The 23177-nt window shown below is 69.6% G+C and carries 22 protein-coding genes and 2 pseudogenes; 13 read left to right on the forward strand and 11 right to left on the reverse strand.

Translation table 11 applies throughout. The features are described from left to right. Nucleotides 1-130: 130 nt before the first annotated feature. From N7925_RS16710 to N7925_RS16720, 3 genes are read left to right on the forward strand one after another with little or no spacing between them, the layout of a single operon-like run. Entirely contained in the window at nucleotides 131-4945 is a 4815-nt protein-coding gene (locus tag N7925_RS16710) for a DUF6531 domain-containing protein (protein WP_274344313.1), read from the forward strand. 7 nt (nucleotides 4946-4952) lie between these two features. Next, a complete protein-coding gene (locus tag N7925_RS16715) occupies nucleotides 4953-5324 on the forward strand; it encodes a DUF6193 family natural product biosynthesis protein (protein ID WP_265600395.1) in 372 nt (123 codons plus the stop codon). A gap of 28 nt (nucleotides 5325-5352) precedes the next feature. Then, nucleotides 5353-5487: a hypothetical protein gene (locus N7925_RS16720; protein ID WP_274344314.1), complete on the forward strand. Its 135-nt coding sequence runs from the start codon at nucleotides 5353-5355 to the stop codon at nucleotides 5485-5487. A 320-nt stretch (nucleotides 5488-5807) separates the two neighbouring features. Here the strand turns inward: N7925_RS16720 and N7925_RS16725 are convergent. The 4 genes and pseudogenes from N7925_RS16725 to N7925_RS16740 all read right to left on the reverse strand — a co-directional run. Then, nucleotides 5808-6001 (reverse strand): annotated as a pseudogene (locus tag N7925_RS16725) (tyrosine-type recombinase/integrase); the annotation flags it as partial. 73 nt (nucleotides 6002-6074) lie between these two features. Beyond that, the gene (locus N7925_RS16730; protein WP_274344315.1) at nucleotides 6075-7631 is read right to left on the reverse strand and encodes a PQQ-dependent sugar dehydrogenase; all 1557 of its coding nucleotides are present in this window, start codon (nucleotides 7629-7631) and stop codon (nucleotides 6075-6077) included. A gap of 120 nt (nucleotides 7632-7751) precedes the next feature. Next, complete coding sequence (locus N7925_RS16735) at nucleotides 7752-8423, reverse strand: lytic polysaccharide monooxygenase auxiliary activity family 9 protein (RefSeq protein WP_265600406.1); 672 nt, start codon at nucleotides 8421-8423, stop codon at nucleotides 7752-7754. A 501-nt stretch (nucleotides 8424-8924) separates the two neighbouring features. Then, a pseudogene (locus tag N7925_RS16740) lies at nucleotides 8925-9106 on the reverse strand (IS701 family transposase); the annotation flags it as partial. A 1181-nt stretch (nucleotides 9107-10287) separates the two neighbouring features. On the opposite strand from N7925_RS16740, the gene N7925_RS36185 reads away from it, so the two are divergent. The 5 genes from N7925_RS36185 to N7925_RS16765 all read left to right on the forward strand — a co-directional run bounded on the left by N7925_RS36185 (nucleotide 10288) and on the right by N7925_RS16765 (nucleotide 13154). Continuing rightward, nucleotides 10288-10851 (forward strand): polymorphic toxin type 27 domain-containing protein, encoded by a 564-nt coding sequence (locus tag N7925_RS36185; protein WP_443032347.1) that lies wholly within the window; start codon nucleotides 10288-10290, stop codon nucleotides 10849-10851. A gap of 11 nt (nucleotides 10852-10862) precedes the next feature. Next, nucleotides 10863-11234 (forward strand): DUF6193 family natural product biosynthesis protein, encoded by a 372-nt coding sequence (locus tag N7925_RS16750; RefSeq protein ID WP_274344316.1) that lies wholly within the window; start codon nucleotides 10863-10865, stop codon nucleotides 11232-11234. 192 nt (nucleotides 11235-11426) lie between these two features. Next, nucleotides 11427-11798, forward strand: coding sequence for a DUF6193 family natural product biosynthesis protein (locus N7925_RS16755; protein WP_265600408.1), 372 nt, complete (start codon nucleotides 11427-11429; stop codon nucleotides 11796-11798). Nucleotides 11799-11874: 76 nt separating this feature from the next. Continuing rightward, entirely contained in the window at nucleotides 11875-12399 is a 525-nt protein-coding gene (locus N7925_RS16760) for a hypothetical protein (RefSeq protein ID WP_274344317.1), read from the forward strand. Next, complete coding sequence (locus N7925_RS16765; RefSeq protein WP_274344318.1) at nucleotides 12390-13154, forward strand: hypothetical protein; 765 nt, start codon at nucleotides 12390-12392, stop codon at nucleotides 13152-13154. Before N7925_RS16760 ends, N7925_RS16765 begins: the two co-directional genes overlap by 10 nt. 148 nt (nucleotides 13155-13302) lie before the next feature. Here N7925_RS16765 and N7925_RS16770 read toward each other — a convergent pair whose 3' ends face one another. After that, on the reverse strand, nucleotides 13303-14565 hold the full coding sequence (locus tag N7925_RS16770) for an MFS transporter (RefSeq protein WP_265600411.1): 1263 nt from the start codon (nucleotides 14563-14565) through the stop codon (nucleotides 13303-13305). 60 nt (nucleotides 14566-14625) lie between these two features. On the opposite strand from N7925_RS16770, the gene N7925_RS16775 reads away from it, so the two are divergent. After that, nucleotides 14626-15657: an ArsR/SmtB family transcription factor gene (locus N7925_RS16775; protein WP_274344319.1), complete on the forward strand. Its 1032-nt coding sequence runs from the start codon at nucleotides 14626-14628 to the stop codon at nucleotides 15655-15657. Nucleotides 15658-15842: 185 nt separating this feature from the next. Continuing rightward, complete coding sequence (locus N7925_RS16780; protein WP_274344320.1) at nucleotides 15843-16409, forward strand: hypothetical protein; 567 nt, start codon at nucleotides 15843-15845, stop codon at nucleotides 16407-16409. Between the two features lie 45 nt (nucleotides 16410-16454). Here N7925_RS16780 and N7925_RS16785 read toward each other — a convergent pair whose 3' ends face one another. Both N7925_RS16785 and N7925_RS16790 read right to left on the reverse strand, forming a co-directional pair. Beyond that, the gene (locus N7925_RS16785) at nucleotides 16455-17117 is read right to left on the reverse strand and encodes an SMI1/KNR4 family protein (protein ID WP_274344321.1); all 663 of its coding nucleotides are present in this window, start codon (nucleotides 17115-17117) and stop codon (nucleotides 16455-16457) included. 78 nt (nucleotides 17118-17195) lie between these two features. Then, entirely contained in the window at nucleotides 17196-17669 is a 474-nt protein-coding gene (locus N7925_RS16790) for a hypothetical protein (protein WP_274344322.1), read from the reverse strand. Between the two features lie 205 nt (nucleotides 17670-17874). Here N7925_RS16790 and N7925_RS16795 point away from each other — a divergent pair, with 205 nt between their 5' ends. Together N7925_RS16795 and N7925_RS16800 are read left to right on the forward strand one after the other, a co-directional pair. Further along, a complete protein-coding gene (locus N7925_RS16795; protein WP_274344323.1) occupies nucleotides 17875-18369 on the forward strand; it encodes a hypothetical protein in 495 nt (164 codons plus the stop codon). 157 nt (nucleotides 18370-18526) lie between these two features. Next, nucleotides 18527-19192: a hypothetical protein gene (locus N7925_RS16800; protein ID WP_274344324.1), complete on the forward strand. Its 666-nt coding sequence runs from the start codon at nucleotides 18527-18529 to the stop codon at nucleotides 19190-19192. 46 nt (nucleotides 19193-19238) lie between these two features. Here N7925_RS16800 and N7925_RS16805 read toward each other — a convergent pair whose 3' ends face one another. After that, complete coding sequence (locus N7925_RS16805) at nucleotides 19239-20012, reverse strand: polysaccharide deacetylase family protein (RefSeq protein ID WP_274344325.1); 774 nt, start codon at nucleotides 20010-20012, stop codon at nucleotides 19239-19241. Nucleotides 20013-20207: 195 nt separating this feature from the next. Next, nucleotides 20208-20420 carry a DUF4287 domain-containing protein gene (locus tag N7925_RS16810; RefSeq protein ID WP_265600419.1) on the reverse strand — a complete coding sequence of 71 codons (213 nt, stop codon included), beginning with the start codon at nucleotides 20418-20420 and terminating at the stop codon, nucleotides 20208-20210. Between the two features lie 332 nt (nucleotides 20421-20752). Between N7925_RS16810 and N7925_RS16815 the strand changes: the two genes are divergently transcribed. Then, nucleotides 20753-21904, forward strand: coding sequence for an NADH:flavin oxidoreductase (locus N7925_RS16815; RefSeq protein WP_274346489.1), 1152 nt, complete (start codon nucleotides 20753-20755; stop codon nucleotides 21902-21904). A 70-nt stretch (nucleotides 21905-21974) separates the two neighbouring features. Here the strand turns inward: N7925_RS16815 and N7925_RS16820 are convergent, their stop codons facing one another. Next, nucleotides 21975-22223: a hypothetical protein gene (locus N7925_RS16820; protein ID WP_274344326.1), complete on the reverse strand. Its 249-nt coding sequence runs from the start codon at nucleotides 22221-22223 to the stop codon at nucleotides 21975-21977. Beyond that, nucleotides 22220-23176 carry a carbon-nitrogen hydrolase gene (locus N7925_RS16825; protein ID WP_274344327.1) on the reverse strand — a complete coding sequence of 319 codons (957 nt, stop codon included), beginning with the start codon at nucleotides 23174-23176 and terminating at the stop codon, nucleotides 22220-22222. The genes N7925_RS16820 and N7925_RS16825 overlap by 4 nt, the downstream gene beginning before the upstream one ends. Nucleotide 23177: the final 1 nt, after the last annotated feature.

Below are 23177 nucleotides of genomic sequence, written 5' to 3' on the forward strand. Positions count from 1 at the left end.
GCTGCCTGCCCGCCCACGCACGCCTCATTTAAACGATCTTGGTATCACGGCCCAGGAATGAGATCCTGTTCGCACCTGCATTCAGTGAACGCAGCTTTGTACGGGGGGACTTCGCACTGTGGCCGTAACCGTGCCCGATTGGGCCGACACCATGCTCGACCTCATCGGGATCAACTGGCCGAACGTCGACGAAGACGCGTACCGGGACATGGCCGACGCTCTCCGGGAGTTCGCCGACGATGTCGAGGACGACGGTCACCTTGCCAACCAGCACGTGCAACGTCTGCTGTCCTCCGGCAGCGGTGAAGCCCTCGACGCGCTCAACGGTCACTGGGGCAAGGTCAAGAACAAGCACGTGAGGGACCTGGCCAGTGGCGCTCGCACGATCGCCGGCGCGCTGGACAACGCGGCCACGGCGATCGAGGCCATGAAGTACGCGGCAATCGTCCACCTGGGCGTGCTCGCCGGCAAGGCGGGCATCTCCATGGCGTTGATACCGGTGACCGGCGGGCTGTCCATGCTCATCGGCGGGGCAGCCATCGCGGTCGCCCAGCAGGCCATCCGCCGGATCATCAAGGAGTGCATGGAAGAGGTCGTCGGTTACATCGTCTCCGCCCTGACCGAGCCGGCCGTCGCCGCGCTGGAGAACATGGCCGCGGATCTCGCCGTACAGGTCGGTGCCAACGCGCTCGGCCTTCAGGACGGCGTCGACATGAACCAGGTCGGCCAGTCGGGCAAGGAGGGCTTCAACGAAGGAGTGGCGGGGGCCAAGGATTCCCTCCAGCTCGCCTCGGCCGACGGCCCCGGCCCCGCGCCCGGCAAGGGCGTGCACATCGAGCACGCGGAGCACACCCGCGCCGGCACGAAGCTGAACCTGGTCAGCGTCGACGTTCACGGCAAGACGGCGGGGAAGTTGTCCAAGGCCAGGACGCATCATGGACGAAGTCGAGGCAAGGACGACATCGCCGGCGCCCTGGACCCCGTGATCGACAAGGCCATGAAGGCGCTCGGCAAGGCCAACAAGGCCATGGGCGACCACTTCGGCAAGACACTCCCCAAAGCGGTCAAGGAGATCTCCGAGAACCAGAAGAAGATCGAACTGGACATCAAGGAGATGATGTCCAAGGGCGTGAAGGTACGTAAGGGCGACAAGGAAGACGGCCCGCGCCCCGATGCGCCCCGGAGCTCCGCCCGCACCAAGGCCGACGCGCTGAAGAACGCCAAGGACGAGCCGCGCCGTAACGCCATCTCGCTGGAGAAGAAGACCTGCGAGAACGACCCGGTGGACGTCGCCACCGGAGAGATGACCCTGCCGCAGACCGATCTGGCCCTGCCTGGAGTCCTTCCCCTGGTCCTACGCCGGACTCATCTCTCCGGCTATCGCTACGGCCAGTGGTTCGGGCGCAGCTGGGCCTCCACGCTGGACGAGCGGATCGAGCTGGACCCGCTCGGCGGGGGCGCGGTGTGGTCCCGGGAGGACGGTTCGCTCCTCGTCTATCCGCGGCTGCCACTGGCCGAGGACGACGACGGGGTACTCCCCGTGGAAGGCCCACGGCTGCCCCTGCGGCACGGAGGCCAGAGCAACGGCGAAACCACCTATCTCGTCACCGATCCCCGTACCGGTCTGACGCGCTCATTCCGCGGCGGCCCGTACAACGCGTCCCCCGCCTACTGGCTCAGGGAGATCGAGGACCGCAACCTCAATCGGATCGACTTCGCCCGCCTCGGCGACGGGAGTCCGACCGCCGTCGTCCACTCCGGGGGCTACCGGGTCGCTCTGGCCGTCGAGGACTCCCGCGTACGTGAGCTGTCCTTGCGTACGCCGGGCGGTCCCGTCACCGTCATGCGCTACGGCTACGACCCCCTCGGCAACCTCGACGCCGTCATCAACTCGTCCGGGCTGCCACTGCGTTTCACGTACGACCCGGACGACCGCATCACCTCGTGGACCGACCGTAACGACTCCACGTTCCGCTATGTGTACGACGATGCCGGCCGCGTGATCCGCACGGTCGGCCCGGACGGCTATCTGTCGTCGACGTTCGCCTACGACGTCCATCCGGAGACGGGCGACCGCGCCACCCGGTACACGGACTCGCTCGGCGCGACCAAGGTCCACCAGTTCAACGACCGGCTCCAGGCCGTCGCGGAGAGCGATGCGCTGGGCGGCGTCACCTACCGCAGCTTCGACCGGTACGACCGGCTCCTGTCCCGGACCGATCCCCTCGGTCGTACTACGGCATACACCTACGACGACCATGGAAACCTCACCCGCGTCGAGCACCCCGACGGCAGCTCGGCCACGGTCGAGTACACCGAGCTGAACCAGCTCACCGCCGTCACCGGCCCGGACGGCGCCACCTCACGCCAGGAGTACGACGACCGGGGCAACCCGACGGTCTTCACCCGGCCGGACGGGTCCACCACTCGCCTCACCCACGGCCCGAACGGCCACCTCACCGGCGTCGACGACTCCTTGGGCGCGCTGGACCGGCTGCGCTGCGACGCTGCCGGCCTTCCCCTGGCCATCCGCGGCCCACGCGGCGCGGTCACCCGCTATGCCCGTGACGCCTTCGGACGCGCGATAACGATCACCGATGCACAGGGTCACACCACCGAGCTGGAGTGGACCGTCGAAGGCAAGCTCGCCCGGCGTACGGACCCGGACGGCGCACAGCAGAATTGGACCTACGACGGCGAGGGCAACTGCCTCCTGCACACCGACGCGGCGGGCGGCGAGACCCACTTCGAGTACACCCACTTCGATCTGGTCTCCGCCCGCACCACGCCCGACGGGGTACGCCAGGAGTTCACGCACGACACCGAGCTCCGCGTCTCCCGTGTCACCAGCCCTCAAGGCCTGACCTGGGACTACACCTACGATCCGGCAGGCCGCCTCAGCTCGGAAACCGACTTCGACGGCCGCTCGCTCCGCTACACACACGACACCTGCGGGCAGCTCACCTCCCGCACGAACGCTGCGGGGCAGACAGTCCGCTACGAGCGCGACACGGCGGGCCGCGTCACCGCCAAGGGCGCGGACGGCGCGGTCACGCACTTCACCTACGACATCCACGGCCGTCTCGCCTCGGCGGCGGGGCCGGATACCGAGCTGACTTACCTACGAGACAGCTCGGGCAGGATTCTCCGCGAGACCTGTGACGGCCGCCAACTGAGCAACACCTATGACGAGACCGGGCGCCGCCTCCGTCGGATCACCCCGTCCGGGGCAGTGAGCACCTGGTCCTTCCCGGCCGGCCGGGAGGCGGAACTGAACGCCTCGGGCCATCAGGTGGTCTTCGCCTTCGACGAAACAGGCCGCGAGACGAGCCGCCGGATCGGCGACGCTCTGACCATCGAGCATACCTACGACCTCGCGGGCCGTCTGACCGACCAGCGCGTCCACACAGCCGACGACCGGCTCCTCCAGCGTCGCTCGTACACCTACCGCGCCGACGGCCACCTCACCTCGGTCGACGAGTTGACCGGCGGCCGCAAGCGGCTGGAGGTGAACCAGGCGGGCCGGGTTACGGGCGTCACCGCCGAGAACTGGTCGGAGCGGTACGCGTACGACGAGGCCGGGAACCAGACCAGTGCCTCCTGGCCCGGTGCGGGCGACGCCTCCGGTCCGCGCGAGTACACCGGAACGCGCATCACCCGTGCAGGCCGGGTCCGGTACGAGCACGACGCCCAAGGCCGGGTGATCCTGCGCCAGAAGACCCGTCTCTCCCGCAAGCCCGAGACCTGGCACTACGACTGGGACGCGGAGGACCGCCTCGTCTCGGTCACCACGCCGGACGGTACGCGCTGGCGCTACCTCTACGACGCTCTGGGACGGCGCTCGGCCAAGCAACGCCTGGCCGAGGACGAGGCGACGGTGGTCGAGGAGGTGACCTTCACCTGGGACGGCGACACCCTCTGCGAACAGACCACGTCCACGACGGGCTCCCCGGATTCCGTCGCCCTCACCTGGGACCACGACGGCGTGAAGCCGGTGACCCAGGTGGAACGCAGGCTCGTGGACCAGGCGGAAGTCGACAGCCGCTTCTTCGCGATCATCACCGACCTCATCGGCACACCTCGTGAACTGGTCGACGAACAGGGCGAGGTGGCGTGGCGCACCCGTTCCGCCCTGTGGGGAGCCACGTCATGGAACCGCGACGCCGACGCGTACACGCCCCTGCGCTTCCCCGGCCAGTACTTCGACCCCGAATCGGGCCGCTACCTCTCCCCGGACCCACTCGGTCTGGTACCAGCCCCGAACGCGGTCACCTACGTCGACAACCCGACCCGGTGGACCGACCCTCTGGGACTGGCAGGCTGCCCCCACAGAGGTGGGGAACACCGGCACAGTGTGGTGCTGGGGGTAGCCATCGAGCCGGACGTGGCGTCGGATTCGCTGGCCAAGTACCTTCGCAACGACCTCTCGGACTCCGGCCACGATCCGACCCGTGGCCGCGATCCGGGAGCACACACCTACAACGGCCCGGACTACTCCGCCGACGAGGCGGGAGGCCCGGTATGGATGACGAATGTGATGGGCGCCGTAGGAGACCGCGCCACCACCCTGTCAATCACCCTGGACGGAATGCCCAACAGTAGGGGCGAGAAAGGAAACTGGAGCGAGCCGGCGGACATCGTGGACGCCTTCCAAAGGGCAGCGCAGCACGGTTCCCAGTTCAATACCTCGCATGAGGATAACTATCCGGGCCAAGGTGATGGAACTGCCTGGGAAATGAGCGAAGTAGCTTACGCCGTGCGCAACTACGATGGAGCCGCCGCGTGGGGCGATCCTGATGGCGAACGCCCAGGCCGGCCATGGGAAGAGATCCATTGGTACACCCGTGACGGAGACGACGGAGCTTACAAGGAGGTCAGCGTGCCCAAGCCGGACATTCCTGAGGTCAAGCCGAACCTGGCAAATCTTCCAGAACACTTGAGGTAGGTACCCCATGACGAGTAATGAAGCCTCCCGGAGCGATGCTGAAGTCGTTGCTGCGGCTTGGTCTGTTGTTCTGTCCTACGGTACGGATCGTATCGATCCGGTCGTTCCCAGAACTGCCTACAGCCACGCGTCCCTGCGAGTGCTCTGGCCTATGGTCAGCCACGGCGTCCTGTACCTGAGCCGGTGTACCCAGTACCCGTGGTCACGTGATGTGGGAACGGCTTTCCCTCAAAGCGCGGGCGGCTACCGAGTGCGCCGTGAGTCCGATAGGACCCTCATCGGTGTGGCCGCCACTGTCGAAGAGGCCTACGAGTTGATCGCAGCCAATCTCCCTGACAACTGCGGACCCGCCGTAGTCGGTACTGCGGACGACCTGTGATCGCAGCGCCTTCCCACAGGGGGTCGCTTTGGCCTCTGGCCCCTACAAGCCTGGCGGCCCCCACACCGTGGACCTGGCCGGCGGACGCGGCTGGCTCATCTACACCTTCATGCGGCGCCACGCCGAGCCGCAGAACGTCGTCACCGAAGCCTTCTGGGCCTGACGTCTGCGCCACCGGAACGTCTGCAGCATAGGTGGCCTCTGTTCCGTTTCCGGTCACCGCTCCGGCACAGGACCTCAGACTGAAGACCCGCCGTCGACGTGCCCCATCCGTGCCCAGCAGAGCGGACAACAGCGGTCAGGTGCGGTTCCCAGAGACCGTAGCCATACACCTCTTCCAGCACGAAGTTGCAGGTAAGAGCCCCTTCAACGGCCCAAGAACCGCTGATTCCCAAGCTCAGAGCGCGAGTTCGATTCTCGTCACCCGCTCCACGGCTGAGGCCCAGGTCATCGACCCGGGCCTTGTTTGTTGTCTGGGCCTGTCTAGGCGTCGCGCGCCACATCCGTGTCATGCCTGCGATTCCCGCCGCCCTGCGCCGTGCCCGAGCAAGCTGGTCGAGGCCGGCGGCCACCTCACGCTGCCGGTCGGTGTCGGAGTCCTGGTAGATCAGCGAGGCCCGTTCGGTCGACTGCCCCGCGCGGACCATCGTGTCCTTCAGCGTGGCCCCGGAGCGGGTCCCTGGCCTCGAAGCCGAGTCGCTCATGATCCTCCAGGACCGCGCTGACGAGAACCGGCCGCAGCAGCTGATCTCAGCGGCCGACCGCGCAGGCGCCCCCGTTCAGCGTGAAGCGCGGCGGTGGTGATGAGTCGCCGGTATGGGCGGCGAGATAGCCGAGGGTGATGCTCGCGCCGGGAGCGATCGTGGCGTTGTGCGAGGTGTTGGCGGCCGTGATCGTGTTGCTTCCCTGGGTGAGGTCGGTGTTCCAGTCGGAGGTCACGGTCTGTCCGAGGGCCAGCGGAAGCTTCAGTGTCCAGCCGTTCACCGGAGTGCTGCCGGTGTTGGTGACCGTCAGGTCGACAGTCGTACCGGTGCCCCATGCCCGCACGGTGGGCTGCACTCGGCAGGTGGGTTCCTCCTGGGCGAAGGACACGCGGTGCAGGCCGCCTGGCAGGTCGTTGACCGCGTAGAGCTCCCCGTCGACGGTCGTACCGATCGCCGTCACCTGGGTGGGCATCTCCCCAATCTCGGCCTGCTCATAGCCGCCATCGCCATCGGGGCGCAGCGCCCAGACGGTGGAGGAGCAGTAGTCGGTGGCGATGTACGTGCCGCCTACGAGGTCGGCGTGGTTCTGGCCCCGGTACACGTGACCGCCGATGACCGAACAGCCACCGGTGTAAGGGGAGTAGGTGAAAACCGGCGCGGTGTACGTTTCGCCGGCGTCGCAGTCGCCGCCGGCGAACTTCTCCAGTCCCTCGTAGCAGGACCAGCCGAGGTTCAGACCTCCCTGTCCGGGCCTGATGTGATCGACCTCCTCCCACCGGCCCTGGCCGACGTCGCCGATCCACATCGAGCCGTCGACGCTGTCGAAGGAGAATCGCCACGGGTTGCGCAAACCGTACAGCCAGATCTCGTCGCGGGCGCCGGGGGTGTCCACGAAGGGGTTGTCTTCGGGCACGCAGTAGGGGAGCCGGCCGCAACTGCGGCTCACGTCGATGCGCACGATCTTGCCCAGCAGGGTGTCCAGTCGCTGCCCGGCACGGAGGGGGTCCGCGGAACCGCCGCCGTCACCGATGCTCCAGTACAGGTGACCGTCCGGGCCGAACGCCAGCTGGCCGCCGTTGTGGTTGCTGAACTCGGCGTGCGGCTGGGAGAGCAGGACCTCCAGGCGGGAGTCGTCGAGCCGGTAACGGGCGACGGTGACCGCACCGTCGGGCAGTGCCGTGTACGCCAGGTACACGCTACGGCTGTCGGCGAAGTCGGGCGGAACGGCGATGCCGAGCAGGCCGCGCTCGTTGCCCGATTCGTCCACGGCCGAGGTGATGTCGATGAGCGGCTCCGGGGCCAGGCCGGTACGGGGGTGGTAGGCCCGTACGGTTCCGGACTTCTCGGTGATGAACAAGCGCTCCGTGCCGTCATCGGGAGCGACGACGGCGGTCGGCCGCCTCAGTCCGTAGGCGACCTGGGTGGTCGTCGCGCGGAGCGATGGAAGGGGGACGGACGAGGAGTTCGTCGCCGCGTCGGCCGGCGTGGCGGTAACCGTCGCGGGAGGGGCCGCCGCGAGGGACTGGGCGGCGACGGGCAACGCGGTGAGGGGGGTCAACAGGAGGGCCAGCAGGAGCTGCCCGGTCCAGCGGTGTCGCGACATGTCGGCTCCGGAGTCGAGGACGCTTGCACGGCGGTGGCGTCGGTACGCGAAAGGGCGTCGGGACGCGGGAGACCCGCCGGGTGTGTGGCGTCCGGCGGGATCACCCGGTGAGCGGTGAGGTCAGTCGAAGTTCACATCGCTGCACAGGAAATACGTCTGGTCCATGTGCGATGCCTGCCAGATCGTGTAGACGACGTGGTGACCGGTGTAGCCGGACGTGCTCACGGGGATCGAATAGTTCTGGCTGGGCCCGTACCGGCCGGTCTGCGCGACCAGTTCGAGGTCACTCCAGCGCAGCGCCTGGGTGGTTGGGTCGAAGCCTTGTCGGCTGACGTAGACCTTGAAGTAGTCCGCGCCGTGGCTGGCCTGGTCGTACAGCTTGACGGTGAAGTCATCGGTGATGTTCGTGGTCTTCCATGCGCCCACGGTGTCCAGCGCGTTGTAGCGACCGCCCTCGGTCCGACCGCCGCTGCACAGCTGTCCGTCCGGTATGACCGCCTGGAAGTCGCCAGCGGAGCCGTTGCGGTACAGGCCGTTCCAGTTCCACATGGCGTTCGGGTTGGCCTGCCACGCCTGCCAGCACATCGGGTCCTGCTGTGCCATGGCCGGGTTCTGGAAGTCGCTGCCCCAGCGCTGCCAGCAGTCGTAGGCGCGTGATGCCGGGTCGACGACCGACCCGTGAGCCATGGCTGTGCCGCTCCAGGTGGTCATGCTGAGAAGCACCGCTGCCACGGTGCTCAGGACGAGCGTTAGAGTGCGCCACGTTCGAGTGTTGCGTACATGACAATTCATGATCTCTTCCTTCGGTGGGGGGGCCGGGAAACCCGGCAGGGTCAAGGGCGTGGGAGCGCTCCCGCGCTTCCACAGTGCGCATGGCATGGCGGGACGGGCAATATCTGTTCACGCCACTTCAACGCCGCATGGCGCAAAGCGATTAGGCTCCGAGGACGGACGCCGGGCCCTGCGCCCAGGGGCTTCCTCTACCGCGCCCCGCACCGGCCGCGGGCTTACCATGTCCGCGCCCGCTGGATCGACGTGCCCGACGACACCATGGTTTCCGGGCCACCCGGGCAGCGGACGGCCCCTTGGTCACCAGGGTCGACGAGGGGCACCGATCCTTGCTGAGGAAACTGCTGCAACGTTGTCGTCGTGACGGTTGGGCAGGTTCGGGTGGTGTGTGGCCGCGTCGTTTGTAGTGGCTGACGCGGGCTTGGTGTTGGCGTCTGCGTTGCCAGTGGGACCAATGCAGGACCTGGTCGACGGACGCCGGGCGGCGGTGGGTGAGGCGGTTGATCAGGCGGCTTGGCTCGGGGAGGCTGAGAGGGATGAGCCCGGGTGATCCGCTTCTGCTCTCCCGGAGACGATCTCGCGGGCTCGCAGGACGGTGAGGCAGGCGTGGCCCGGCAATGCCAGGGTCATGCGGCGGTGCCAGCCGGGTAGCGGCGGACCTGATAGTCGTCCAGCTCGCATTCCTCACCCGGGTCACCAACCCCAAGGATCTGACCTGGACTACACCTACGACGCGGCAGGCCGCACCAACGCGGAGACCGACTATGACGGCTGCACCCTCCGCTACTCCCACGACTCCTGCGGCCAACTCGTCTCCCGTACGAACGGACTCGGCCAGACGGTCCGCTACGAACGCGACCTCGCGGGCCGGGTCACCGCCAAGGACGCCGTCGGGAGCGTCACGCGCTTTGCCTACGACATCCACGGACGCCTCGCCTCGGCGACGGGTCCGGACAGCGAGCTGTCGTACGTACGCGACAGCTCGGGCAGGGTCCTCCGGGAGGTATGCGACGGGCGCGAACTGGTCAACACCTACGACGAGACCGGGCGGCGCACCCGTCGCGGCACCCCGTCCGGTGCCGTCAGCACCTGGTCCTTTCCGGCCGGTCGCACCGCCGAGCTGACCGCCTCCGGCCACCGGCTGGGCTTCCAATTCGACGAGACGGGTCGCGAGACCGCCCGCCGGATCGGTGACGCGCTGACCGTCGACCTCGCGTACGACCCGGCCGGGCGCTTGACCGACCAGCTCGTCCGGACGACCGGTGACCGGGTCCTCCAGCGCCGCACGTACACGTATCGTCCCGACGGCCATCTCGCTTCGGCCGAGGAGCTGACGGGAGGCCGCAAGCGGCTGGAGGTCTCCGGTGCCGGTCGGGTCACCGGTGTCACGGCGGAGAACTGGTCGGAGCGGTACGCGTACGACGAGGCCGGGAACCAGACCAGTGCCTCCTGGCCCGGTGCGGGCGACGCCTCCGGTCCGCGCGAGTACACCGGAACGCGCATCACCCGTGCAGGCCGGGTCCGGTACGAGCACGACGCCCAAGGCCGGGTGATCCTGCGCCAGAAGGCACGCCTCTCCCGCAAGCCCGAGACCTGGCACTACGACTGGGACGCGGAGGACCGCCTGGTCTTGGTCACCACCCCGGACGGTACGCGCTGGCGCTACCTCTACGACGCCCTGGGACGGCGCTCGGCCAAGCAACGCCTGGCCGAGGACGAGGCGACGGTGGTCGAGGAGGTGACCTTCACCTGGGACGGCGACACCCTCTGCGAACAGACCACGTCCACGACGGGCTCCCCGGATTCCGTCGCCCTCACCTGGGACCACGACGGCGTGAAGCCGGTGACCCAGGTGGAACGCAGGCTCGTGGACCAGGCGGAAGTCGACAGCCGCTTCTTCGCGATCATCACCGACCTCATCGGCACACCTCGTGAACTGGTCGACGACTCGAATTCTCTCGCAGCACATCTCCGCGCCAACGGTGATCCGGGGGCCCACACCTACAACGGGTCGGACTACGCCGGGGTCGAGGCAAGCGGGCCGATCTGGATGACGAACGTCATGGCCGCAGTGGGAGATCGCGACACCACCTTGTCCATCACGCTCGACGGAATGCCCAACAGTAGAGGCGAGTACGGCAACTGGAACACCCCGGAGACCATCGTGGACGCCTTCCAAACCGCTGTCCGGAACGGGCAGCCGTTCGGCACCGCACCCCAGAACTGGCCGAGTGACGGATTGGGGACGGCCTGGGAGATGAGCGTCGTCGCACGCAACGTGCGCATGTACGAGTCGAGCTTGATGTTCGACGATGACGAACCGATCGGCCGCCCGTGGGAGGAAATACGGTGGTACTCAGGCAATGAGGAGATCAAGGAAGTCCCGAAGCCGGACATCCCCGAGATACAACCCCCTAAGCCCCGAAAGTAATGGACTGACTAATGACAAATGATGAAGCTCTCGCGCGGGCTGCGGAGATCGTCGCGACTGAGTGGAAGGACATCCTCGACTCCGAGGACGGCCTGATCGATCCCGCCATGCCCCGGGCGGCCTACGCAAACCCTCGCCTGCGGGAACTGTGTCCGACCGTCAGCCACGGCGCCCTGTACCTCAGCCGATGCATTCGCCACCCGCGGCCGCACGACGTGGGCAGCCTGTTCCCACGCGCCGGGGGCGGGTTCATGGTCGTCCGCCAGTCCGACGGCACGGTTCTCGGGGAGCCCGAGACGGTGGAGGAGGCAGTGACGTTGATCGCCGCGAACCTTCCAGAAGGCTGCGGCCCAGCCATCGACGGATCGGCTAACGATCTGTAACCACAGAGGCAGCCATCTTGACCGCCCCTGCCGTGAGCACTCTAGGTTGGCGTGGAACGAGGCTGCTTGAAAGGTGCGCGCCGCACTTGGTGAGGGACAGGATTGCGAAGCAGCCCACGGATGCGGGCACCCGGGCCCCATCCGTGACCAGCTGAGCGGACACCTCCCGGCACACGTGAGGTAACGAAATCCATGGCGAGCAACGAAAAGGGCCGAAGCGCGGCTGAGGTCGTGGCAGCAGAGTGGTCCGATATCCTGTCCTACGGCACGGACCTCATCAATCCGGCCGTTCCCCGAGCTGCTTACCAGCATCCGTCGCTGCGCGAACTCTGGCCCATGGTCAGCCACGGCGTCCTGTACCTGAGCCGGTGTACCCAGTGGCCCTGGACAAGAGATGTCGGTACGGCCTACCCGCTGGTCGAGGGTGGGTACCGAGTACGTCGGGAGTCTGGCAAAACCATGCTCGGCGAGGTCGACACCGTCGAAGAGGCATACGAGTTGATCGCCGCCCGCCTTCCTGACGGCTGCGGGCCGGCCATTGACGGTACTCCTGACGGTCTGTGACCGTGGGGCGCTCTCGCAGACCTCACATTAACGTCGTCGCCATCGGGGAGGGGGGCACATGCGAAGCAATCCTGTGATGCGGGACATCCTGCGGACGGCGGGTCTCACCGGCCTGAGCGATCGGGATATCCCGCCTGTGTTCCGTGAAGTGGTGGAACGCGGGTGGTCCGTCACGGCCTCCGGTGGGCGCGTGCTGACCGCGCTCCGTCCGGAGATACCCGGCCCTTACTTCGACCGGCTCGCGGAGGAGACTACGAGCAATGGGAGGGGGATGACCGACTACGACCTCCCGGCCCCTCCGCACGAACGCACGCCCCGCCTCGTCCGGAGGTGCATGGCTTACGTGTGTGCCTGCCTTCGGACGGCACAGGAGGAGTTCGGTGACGCCGAAGTGAGGGCGTACGTCTTCCTCTCCTTCGCCGATATCGACAACGATGCGGATGCCGACATCGATGCCGATGCCGACCCGGGTCTCCTCACCTCTAACGTCACCTTCTGCACTCCGCTTCCCGACGTTCGCCCCTACATCCCGGCACTGGAGGATGTACAGGATGCGGCTGTCGCGGAGATCTCCGTGGAGGACTGCTCGGCATGGTCGTGACCGATGCGCTCGCCCCCGACGGGCAGTGGCGCTACAGCGAACACTGGCTCTCGGCGGGGGACAAGAGGATCGTCCCGGTTCCGGCAGGCAGCCACACCGACGCCTCCCTCGCCAGGCGTATCGCCGGGGGGTGCCGAACAGCGGGCGTCGACGCCGTACTGCTCGTGCGTCCGGACGGCGGGGCAGCTTCCGCGGCAGACCGTCTACCGCCGGCCGACCCCCGCCTTCTCACGCTGCCTCCGCCCCTGCTGCTCATCACCGCGAGCCTGGAGGGAGCGATCCTCTTCGCCCGGCCCGGCTTCGCACTGGTCGCCGGTACGTCGGTGTTCCTCGCGGGGGCCGCTCCGGAAGGAGTTGACCAAGGCCGGGCCCGATTCGCCCGGTATGCACGCGTCGCGGCACGGCAATGGCCCGATCTGGAGGCGACGGTGCGGGCGTTCCGCCCCGCGCACTTCGTCTGGAAGAGCCCGGGGGACGTTCCTGTAGGTACCGCCACGGCCCAGCAGTTGGCGTTCATGGGCGACTTCGCAGCAGGACGGTGCACGGCTGCGGATTTCGCTGTCGGTTGGCTGGACGCGAGACGGCGCTCGCAGCGGCGGGGCGAACGGGTCCGCGGTCCGTTGGAGACCCACCTCGACCATGTCTTCTCACTGCTGGAGGACTACTCCATCGACGAGCGATTCAAGGGGCCCGACGACCTGTCGGGCGACGAGCTGAAGAACGCCGTGATCGGACTGCTGCGGGAGGCGGAGTGATCAGGGGCAGGGTCTGTCTGCCGGGCCGGCACGGCAACGGTTCCGCAGTTCGCCGACCCGGGCCCGGCGGACGTAGCGGTTTCGTGCTCTCCGCCGCCCCGCGCCGCCTGCATTCCGACGACGCCCGCTGCTCAGCCTGAGGCGTCCCCTATTCCGTGGCCGGATGCCGCGTTCCGCGGTCGGCGCCGACCCCGGTCGGTGCGTCTTCGGAGGGCACGTGCTCGGCCGGCACAGCCCCGGCCGGCGGCCCAGCGTGCCGGAGCCCGGGCGTGAGAGCGAGGGTGACGGCGACGGAGGCGGCGGCCATCACGGTCATGGCGGTCGCCGGCGACGTGAACTGCGCGAGGCCGCCGGCGGTCGCCGCCGCGACGCCCTGCATGGTGAACATCCCCGAGTGGTGCAGTCCGAAGGCGTGTCCCCTCAGCTCGCCCGGGACCATGGTCATCAGGCGTTCCTGAAGCAGCAGGTTGGCGGAGAAGCCGACCGAGGCGAGGGTCACGGCGGCGAGGGCCACGGGCAGCGCCGGGTGCAGGACGAAGATCAGGTAGGGGGCGGCGAGCAGCAGCAACAGCAGAGGTGGCGCACCGAGTCTGTCGCGCCACCGCGGGGGCAGGAAGCGACCCGTCAACGTGTCTCCCGCCAGCATGCCCACCCCGGCGGAGGCGAACAGGAGCCCCGCGTGGTGGGGGGCGTGGGAGACGAAGAGCGACTCGCAGCCGACGACGAGACCGTTGGGCACCCACAGCGCCAGGTAGACGCGGCGCCGCGGCTTCGACGCCCACAGGCGGGCGTTGCCCCGCCAGGTGTCCCGCACGGACGGACGCCCCTGCGCGCGCGGCGGCCGGCTCGTGAGACCGATGCGGGCGACGGACGCGGCCACGACGAAGAGCGCGGCGCCTGCCAGCAGGGCCCCGCGAGGCGTCAGGACGTTGACGAGCACGGCGCCGACGGCGTACCCGAAGATCTGCAGGGTTCCCGCGCTCATGTTGAGCACCGAACGGCCGAGCCGGTAGCCCTCCGCGGGGACGATCTCGGTGAGCAGTCCGTAGCGCACCCCGCCGCCGACCGAGCCGAGCATGCCCTGCACCGCCAGGATCGCGAAGATCGTCGCGATGGACAGGCCGGGCAGGGCCAGGGCGGTGGTGGCCGTCGCGAAGAAGAGTGCCAGGCCGGTGGTGGCGGCGCGCGGCGGCAGACGGTCCGTCGCCGACAGCAGGAAGGTCGCACCGATGATCTGCGCCAGCAACGGGCCGAACATACTGAGGGCGGTGAGGAACGGTGAGCCCGTCGCGTCGTGGACGAGGGTGCCGATGGCCGTTCTGCTGATCGTCTGTGCCGCCACGTGCGCGGCGGTGGCCGAGAGCAGCGGGGAGAACTCCGGAGTCCTGAAAAGCTCCTGGTAGGTGCGCATGGCCGGAGTGTCGGCACGCGTTCCGGCACGGAGGTAATGTTTCGCGGGGAGGCGAAACCATTGGGCTGCTGGGAAGTCAACGCGGATACGGTCGCGAGCAGCCGGTTCGTCGTATCGCCCCTCTGCGAGACGATCGCGAGCCTGATCGCCCTGGAGAGGGAAACCCCCGCGCACACCGCCGAGCGCCGCTGGCTGGACAGACACGGACCCGCCTACCGTGAGCGGCTGACCGCCGATCCGGTCACCGCCCTGCTGGTACGTGTCGCCCTGGGCAGGTATCGGTGGATCGCCGACTTCGTGACGCCGGTGCCGTTCCGGGAGGGTGAAACGCAGGGCGGTGCGGAGTTCCATGACGAGTTGGCGCGGATCCGTGAGACGCCGGCCGACACCGCACGCACCGACCTGGAGATCGCCCACCGGGGTCCGCTGCCGGGCCCGTTGCTGCGCGCCGATCTGCCGGAGCGCATCGCCGACCTGCTGGAGTGGGTGTGGCGGGAGACCGTTGCGCCCGACTGGTCGCGACGACGGCGCGTCATCGAGGCCGATGTGGTCGCGCGTACACGCCAGTTGAGCCAACAGGGCTGGGCAGCGGCTCTGGACGGCATGCACCCGGAGATGCGATGGCTGGGCAGCAACCGGCTGCAGATCAACACTCGCGCCTTCCCGCCCCGGCAACTCATGGGCGCACAGCTGCTGTTCGTGCCGGTCACGGCGCGCAGGGGGTGGATCTCCACGGACCGCCCGGACTCCCGCGGCGCGGTCCACCGCAACGCCGTGGTGTACCCCTGCTCGGGCACGCTGGCGGAGCAGGAGCGAACCGCCGCTCCGGAGGCACTGGCCAGGCTGCTCGGTGCCGGGCGGGCGAGCGTTCTGATGCTCCTGGACAGCCCGATGAGCACGACGCACCTGGTGGCGATGACGGGCCAGGGCCTCGGTTCGGTGGGACGCCACTTCAAGGTGCTCCTGGATGCCGGGCTGGTCGGCCGGCGCCGTGCGGGGCGGTCCGTGCTCTACTACCGCACCTCTATCGGCGACGGGCTGGTGCGGGCGCAGGACTCCGCCCTCGACTCCGCTCCCTGGGCGAGGGCCTGACCCTGCGGCCTGATTCAGGGCCTGACCCCGCGGCACGGATGCGATCCCGACGCCGCCCCCGCCCGCGCTGGCCTCGCCCGCGTCGCCGCGCGGGTTCGGACCGTCTTTCCGGGCCGCTGCCGCCCGTAGCCGAGTAGCCAAGTAGCCAAGTTGTCGAGTTGCCCGGGCAGGGTGTACTTCCTCGTATGACGCACACCACCGACAGCCTGGCCGCCGAACTCCGACGCCTGCGGGACCGCCCGAGTGCCTCTGCCGCGCCGCCCGTTCTCTCCCTTTTCGCCGTTGACGTCTCCGGGGGCGCGGCGGAGTACGGACGACGCCTGCGGTCGGCGCTCTCAGCCGCGGTGCGGCTGGGCCGGGCCGCGGATTTCGAGCAGGAGAACCTCCCGGCCGACGGTGTTCCGGACTGGTTCGCCGCTGTGAGTCCCGGGAGCGAGGAGCGGGCCGCCCCGCAGTTCGCACGGGCCGGCCGCGACGGGTACGTGAGGCACACCGGGGGCGGCCGGCCGTGGGAGCTCCACGACTGGCTGCACCGTTTCGCTCCCGACGAGAGCTCCCGGGGCTGGGAGTGGTGGGACGCCACACAGGCCGGGCCGTCCCGCGTCCACCTCTGGGTGGACAGCTGGGGGGAATCCTTCTTCGGATGCCAGGAACTGCTCTGGGCCGTCTGGACGGCGGGGGCGCTCCGCCTCGACGGTCCCGTGGCTCACCGGTCCGCCGTGTGGTCGGCGGAGCGGAACGCCAAGCCCTGACACGCGCTGCTCACTGACGTCGTCGGCCCGCGGCGGGCGCCCTCGTCATGGCTGACGCACAGCCCGGTCCCCCACGGCCCGGCCGTCGGGCAGCGGTATGACGTCCCACCGCAGCCGCTGTTGCTCGTCCACCTCGGGCCTGAAGTGTTCGACGGGCCGGCCGGTCTCCAGCGACGCGGCCACGGTCTCCATGAGCACGGGCAGGGACGCCCACACCTCATGGGATCCACGCCTGACGCCCTCCACGGCCTCGGCTTGATGGATACGCCCCCGGTCGATCTCCGGGCGCTGGTCCAGCACGAGGTAGCCCCCGCTCACGTCCCGTGCGATGGGGATCAACCGAGGATGTCCGTAGAGAACGCTGCTGGACCCCCCGCTCATGAAGTCGAAGTCCACCTCGTCGTCCCCGATCTCCTCCGCCGTGCGCCTGTCGTAGTAGTAGGTGAGGCGCCGCCACTCGTCCGCGATCCGGCGTGCGCCGATCGGCCTGTAGAACCCCGGCAGCAGTTCCCCTCCCTGGTCGCGGAGGCCGTCGTGCCGCAGTAATGACGTCACCAGGGGCCTCGGGAGCGGGTGGCCGATGTCCCGTTCGGTCGCGGCGATATCCGCCGGATCGGCGGGCGGCAGCAGCGCCGCGTAGGTCGTCGGCGCGTGCTCGGCCAGCCAGTTCTCGATGCGCGTCCACGACTCACTGATCGGTGCGGTCATGGCACGGGATCCTGCCAGTGGGTACTGACAATCACCGGTGCGGCCCCGGCCCGGGTAGCTCCTTGCCGACGCCCCGCGTCACCCGTTCATCGCGGACGTGTACGCGAACAGCGCGATCACGCCGGCGACGCACACCAGGATCACCCATGAGCTGAAACCGGTGTGCCTTCGCCTGCCGTTCCGCCGCGCGGACCTGCGGGGCCGCCGCGACCGCCGGGTCCGCCCCGTGTCCGCCCGGTCCGGAGCGGGCCGCGACGCGTCGGCCGCCGCGTCGGCCAGCAGGCGCCGACAGGTCGCGGCGAGCACGCTCGTACCGGCGGAGAGGGGCACCACGGCCTCCGAACGCGCCGGAGCGGTGGTGCCGCCGTCCAGGATGCGACCCGCGCGTACGAGAATCTCGTCCCGGCCGCCCGCCGGAGCAAGGCTGATCCACCGCCGTACGTGCTCGCCCCGGATGACCATCCCCCCGGACCGTTCCCGGTACACGGTGTGCTCCCGCCACAACACCGCCGCCAACTTCTGTGCGGTGTCCCTCAGTTGTGTGCCCACCATCCGTCCCCCCACCTCGCATCGAATCGAACAAGCATCGAACTCTACTGGCGGGTGCGGATCCCCGAGCATCAGCCCCACCCCAGGACGGCCCGGCCCGCCCCACCCTGCGGCTCCGTCGGGCCGGTCGCGGACAGTGGCCGTTACAGTGGCCGTCGACGGTGGGGGCAGGAGCTGTGGACTTCGGGGTACTGGGTCCGCTGACCGTGTGGCGGGCCGGATCCGGACCCTGATCGCGCGGGACACCTACTGGCTCGGCCAGGCACAGCTCGCACTCGGCCGGCCCGCGGAGGCCGAGGCGTCGTTCACCGAACTGGCCGCGTGCGCCCGGAACATCGGGTCGTCCGGCACGTTCTACACCGCCCATGCCTGGGGCTGCCTCCACCTGGCCCGGGGCGAGTACGCCGAGGCGCGCCGCCGTCTCCTCGAAGGCGTCGAGATCGCGCACGCACTCCATGACCCCATGTTCGAGACCCGTGTCCTCATCGACCTGCTCGATGCCCGCCTGCACGGACCCCGTGATCTGCCGGCCGCGATCGGCCGGGGAGAACGCGCGGTCGAGGTGGCCCGCGGAATCGACTACCCGTACCTGCTCGCGGGCGTACTGGAGAAGCTCGCCCGGCTGCGGGACGCGGCGGGCGACGCCACCACCGCGGGGCGACTGGCCGACGAGGCGGCCGTCGTGCGGGGCAGGATCCGCTGAGCCCCATGGCACGGCACGGCACCGCACCGCGCGGCACCGCACGCACGTGGTTTCGGTGCTTCCGGCGTCACCCCGGACGTGTACCAGCCGTATTCCGCACCGTGCCACCCTGCGCCTCAACGACGGAACCGTTCTCCTGATCAGTGAGGTAGCAGTAGTGCACAAGCGACGTATCGTGTCCGCGGCCGCTGTGGTCGCCCTGGGACTCGGGCTCTCGGCCTGCAGCGACGACGACGGGGAGCCCGCGGCGACGGACTCACCGGCGGCGTCGGCCCCGGCCCCGTCCCCGTCCGAGCCGGACAGTGAGGCGGACAGCGAGAGCCCGGCCGCCGACAGCGGAGACGGCGACGACGCTCCGGCCGGGGGCGAGGGGGACGTCGCCGCCCCGGGCACGGAGCTCGAGGTCGGCGACAGGGCCGTCCTGCCGTTCGCGTACACGAGTGACAAGAAGGGCACCATCGCCGTGACCGTCACGGCGATCGAGAAGGGCGCCGAGGCCGATATGGCCGCCTTCGGTGACAAGGCGAAGGGGATGACGCCCTACTTCATCAAGATGAAGGTGGAGAACGTCGGCGGCACCGACCTGTCGTACGCGTCGCTGAAGCTGGACGGTGTGCTCGAAGGAGGCGCGGGCACGGGCGTCGTGCTGATCGGCGACATCCCCGGCAAGTGCGACAGGGAGAGCGCGCCCCGCGAATTCACCACCAAGGGCGCGTCGTACGAGACCTGCTCGCTCACCGCCACGAAGAGCGCGCCGGTCACGGCCGCCCAGTTCGACGAGGGCGACACGTACAGCGACAGCCCGGTCGTCTGGGCCAACTGACGCTCGGCGTGGCGGGATTGACGGGGACGGATCGCGTGGGCCGCGATCAACGCACGGGGAATCCGAAGGAGTAGCCCTGCTCCTCCAGCCAGGGCAGGGCCTCGCGCAGAGCGGCCAACGTCTGGGAGCGTTCCCCGCCCGCGTCGTGGAAGAGGACGGTCGGCCCGTTCGAGATCTCGCGCTTGACGGTGGCGACCATGGTGTCCGCGCCGGGCTGTTGGAAGTCCTTGGTGTCGACGTTCCAGCCCAGCGGTCGCATCCCGTGGGACGCGGCGAGCTGTCGGCTGTACGGGGTGAAGGCGCCGCCCGGGGCCCGGTAGTACTGCGACCGCACGCCTCCGGACGCCTTGATGATCATGCGTTCGGCGTCCAGGATCTGCTGCGACTGGTAGGCCTCGGACTTGGTGTCCATGGCGGTGTCGTGCGAGACCGTGTGGTTGCACAGCCGGTGGCCGTCCGCCACGACCTGCTTGACCAGGTCCGGGTACGCCCGGGCCTGGGTGCCCACCATGCAGAACGTGGCCTTCACGCCTTCGTCCTTCAGCAGGCGCAGCACCTGCGGCGTCCAGACGGGGTCCGGTCCGTCGTCGATGGTGATGTTGACGCCCCGGTCCCCGCGGTCCGAGGCGTGCGCGATGTCCGCCGCCACCTTGGCCACCGGCCGGTCCCGCTCGTCCGGCGAGGCGACACTTCCCGACGGCCGCCCCCCGGTGGTGTCGGCCTGTGCGGTCCATACCGAGGTGGCGGCGGCCAGCGCCGTCCCGCCGAGCGCCGCCGCGAGGAGCCGGCTGTGCCATGCCCTTCCCTTGTGCTTGCCCATGTCCGCCCGCCCCTTTTTTTGCTGTCTCCACCGATGCCGTGCACTCACCGATGCCGCGCACTCACCGATGCCGTCCACCCACCGATTCCGTTCGCCCAGCTAGACGGGCGAACGCTCCGGTGGGATGCCTCGGTTACCGAGCGCGGACATAGCTGCAGGGAGCCGGCGACAAACGCGGGCTGTCGGGAGACCGGGTCAGCGAGCCCTGCCCTCGGCAAGGGTGTGCGCGACCAGGGCGTTCGCGTGGCCGTGGCCCAGTCCGTGGTCGGACTTGAGCCAGGCGACCAGCTCCATGTGGCTGGTCAGCGGGGAGGCGCGGATGAGGTCCTTCCACTCGGAGACCGGGCGGCCGTACTTCTTCTCGATCGAGGGGAAGTAGCTGGCAGGGCCCTTCACGGCGTCGGTCATGGCGTGTCCCGTCTGTCGTGCCCTCCCCGTCCGGAAGGTGTCGGGGGTATGACCGGCGGCGGACGGTGAAGTCAGCGGCGACCGGAAGTGGTTCGGGTCACAGTCCCGCTGCGCCACGCCGCGCCGACGGCCACCGGTCACCGGAGGCTGACTCCGTTCTTTGCCCAGACTTTACCCGGATCGGGGCCGGTGCCGGGATGCCCACGCGGCGGGAGCGCGTTGGCGCCGGATGGACACCCCCCGGCTAGCGACAGGAACCCGACGTGACAGACGTGACGGCACACGCTCCGACCAACGTGGCGACAGGCCCGACCACCGGCGTGACGACCGACATGACCACCGGCGTGGCGACCGGCGTGGCGACCGGCGAGACAGGGACGGCAGCCCGCGCGGCGGACGCCCTCTCCCGCCCGTTCACCGTCCGCGGGCTCACCAGCCGGAACCGGATCGCGATGGCGCCCATGACCCGGCAGTTCTCCCCGGACGGCGTGCCGGGACAGGACGTGGCGGACTACTACACCCGGCGAGCCGCCGGTGACGTCGGGCTGATCATCACCGAGGGCACCTACGTCGACCACGAGTCCGCGGGAACCAGCGACCGGGTCCCGCGCTTCCACGGCGAGGCGGCGCTCGCGGGCTGGGCAGACGTGGCGGACTCCGTGCACCGCGCGGGCGGCGCGATCATCCCGCAGCTCTGGCACGTGGGCGTCACCCGCACCGAAGGCGCCGGGCCCGTACCGGACGCCGAGCCGGTCGGCCCCTCGGGCCTGTCCCTGAGCGGCGAGCCCAAGGGGCGCGCCATGACACAGCAGGACCTCGACGACGTCATCGCCGCCTTCGCCGACGCGGCGGCGGCCGCCGAACGCCTCGGCTTCGACGGCATCGAACTGCACGGGGCCCACGGCTACTTGATCGACCAGTTCCTGTGGTCCGGAAGCAACCGGCGTACCGACGCCTACGGTGGCGACCTGGTCTCCCGGACCCGTTTCGCGGCCGAGATCGTCGCGGCCTGCCGCGCCGCCGTCTCGGACGCCTTTCCTCTCTTCTTCCGGATGTCCCAGTGGAAGATGGACTCCTACGAGGCGAAGCTCGCCGGGACGCCGGAGGAGCTGGAGGCCCTGCTCACGCCGCTGGCCGAGGCCGGTGTCGACGTCTTCCACGCGTCCACCCGCCGCTACTGGCTGCCGGAGTTCGAGGGCAGCGACCTGAACCTGGCCGGGTGGGTGAAGAAGATCAGCGGCAGGCCGACCCTCACCGTCGGATCGGTCGGCCTGGACGGCGACTTCTTCAGCGCCTTCCAGGGCAACGACTCCAAGGTCACCGGCATCGAGCAGCTGCTGGACCGGCTGGAGCGCGACGAGTTCGACATGGTCGCCGTCGGCCGGGCGCTGATCGCCGACCCGGAGTGGGCGGCGAAGACCCTGCACGGACGCGCTGCGGACATCACCCCGTTCACCGCGGAGATGCTGACGACCCTGCGCTGACCCGCGAGGCCTCGCCCCGGCGCCTGTGCCCTGTTCGCCGCCGCCGGGAGGTCCGCGCGGATGGCGGTGATCAGGGCGCGGCCGGCCTCGTGGGCGGCGGCGCTGCCCTCGGTGGGGGTGGTGCCGCGGCCGCGTACCACCCGCCCGTACCGGCCACGAGCACCACGGCGGCGGTCAGCGGTACGAGGACCGAGCGGCGGAGTTTGGCCACCGTCGTGACGCCGCCTGTGCGCCCGGCCGCCGCCTCCCACGCGGTCGTCGCCGGCTCGGCCCGTGCCTGCCGCCGGTGCGCACGGCTGCCGTCGGGCGCGCCGGTCACCCGGTGAAGCGGCCGGTCTTCGTGAGCGGGCCGTACGCGTCCGGGCGGCGGGTGGTCAGGAACGGGAACAGCTCCAGCCAGTCGCGGCGGGCGTCGAGATCGAGATCGGCGACCAGCACGGCGGGCTCGTCGCGCGGGGCCTGGGCCAGGACGCGGCCGTACGGGTCCACGATGAAGGAGCTGCCGTAGAAGGTGAGGCCGTTCTCCGCGCCGATGCGGTTCGGCACGATCATGAAGGTGGCGTTGGCGATGGCGTTCCCGGTGATCACCTTCTGCCAGAGCGGCTGGGAGTCGAAGCCGGGGAAGCCGGGCTCGGAGCCGATGGCGGTCGGGTAGACGAGGACGTCGGCCCCGGCGAGCGAGTAGGCGCGCGCCAGCTCCGGGAACCACTGGTCCCAGCAGGTCGGCAGGCCGAGACGGGCCTCGTCGACCGTGACCAGCGGGAAGGCGTCGTCGCCCGCCGGACCGGGGCGGAACCAGTCGTCCTCGTAATACCCCTCGGTGACCGGGATGTGGGTCTTACGGGTGCGCTGGGCGAGGGTGCCGTCGGGGGCGACGAGGATCGCGGTGTTGTAGCCGAGGCCGTCGTCCTCACCGCCGGGCGCCGGAGCCTTCTCGTACAGCGAGGCGTGCACGTACACGCCGTGCTCGCGGGCGGCCTCGGCCGCGAAGGTGAAGGTGGGGCCGGTCAGCAGCTCCTCCGGCCCGGCGGGCCCGGGGTGGTCGGCCCGGCGCACGACGGCGAAGTACGGCGACAGCGTCAGCTCCTGGAGGCAGACCACGCGGGCGCCCTCGGCCGCGGCGAGCCGGATGCCCTCCAGCAGGGCGGCCCGGTGCTCGGCGGGGTCCCGGTGCCAGCGCTGCTGGACCGCCGCCACGCGCAGGGGGGCGCGCTCGGCGGGGCGGGTCCGGGTCGGGGAAGCGGGCGGGTTGTACGCGGTGATCAGACGCATG

This window comes from Streptomyces sp. CA-278952 (assembly GCF_028747205.1).
In the GTDB taxonomy this organism is placed as follows: Bacteria; Actinomycetota; Actinomycetes; order Streptomycetales; family Streptomycetaceae; genus Streptomyces.

Coding starts and splice junctions, on each gene's coding strand:
- N7925_RS16815 (WP_274346489.1), top strand. CDS start 20,753: ATGACCACCGGCGTGGCGACCGGCGTGGCGACCGGCGAGACAGGGACG.
- N7925_RS16770 (WP_265600411.1), bottom strand. CDS start 14,565: ATGCGCACCTACCAGGAGCTTTTCAGGACTCCGGAGTTCTCCCCGCTG.
- N7925_RS16810 (WP_265600419.1), bottom strand. CDS start 20,420: ATGACCGACGCCGTGAAGGGCCCTGCCAGCTACTTCCCCTCGATCGAG.
- N7925_RS16805 (WP_274344325.1), bottom strand. CDS start 20,012: ATGGGCAAGCACAAGGGAAGGGCATGGCACAGCCGGCTCCTCGCGGCG.
- N7925_RS16755 (WP_265600408.1), top strand. CDS start 11,427: ATGGCGAGCAACGAAAAGGGCCGAAGCGCGGCTGAGGTCGTGGCAGCA.
- N7925_RS16760 (WP_274344317.1), top strand. CDS start 11,875: ATGCGGGACATCCTGCGGACGGCGGGTCTCACCGGCCTGAGCGATCGG.
- N7925_RS16735 (WP_265600406.1), bottom strand. CDS start 8,423: ATGAATTGTCATGTACGCAACACTCGAACGTGGCGCACTCTAACGCTC.
- N7925_RS16785 (WP_274344321.1), bottom strand. CDS start 17,117: ATGACCGCACCGATCAGTGAGTCGTGGACGCGCATCGAGAACTGGCTG.
- N7925_RS16730 (WP_274344315.1), bottom strand. CDS start 7,631: ATGTCGCGACACCGCTGGACCGGGCAGCTCCTGCTGGCCCTCCTGTTG.
- N7925_RS16790 (WP_274344322.1), bottom strand. CDS start 17,669: ATGGTGGGCACACAACTGAGGGACACCGCACAGAAGTTGGCGGCGGTG.
- N7925_RS16750 (WP_274344316.1), top strand. CDS start 10,863: ATGACAAATGATGAAGCTCTCGCGCGGGCTGCGGAGATCGTCGCGACT.
- N7925_RS16765 (WP_274344318.1), top strand. CDS start 12,390: ATGGTCGTGACCGATGCGCTCGCCCCCGACGGGCAGTGGCGCTACAGC.
- N7925_RS16715 (WP_265600395.1), top strand. CDS start 4,953: ATGACGAGTAATGAAGCCTCCCGGAGCGATGCTGAAGTCGTTGCTGCG.
- N7925_RS16780 (WP_274344320.1), top strand. CDS start 15,843: ATGACGCACACCACCGACAGCCTGGCCGCCGAACTCCGACGCCTGCGG.
- N7925_RS16825 (WP_274344327.1), bottom strand. CDS start 23,176: ATGCGTCTGATCACCGCGTACAACCCGCCCGCTTCCCCGACCCGGACC.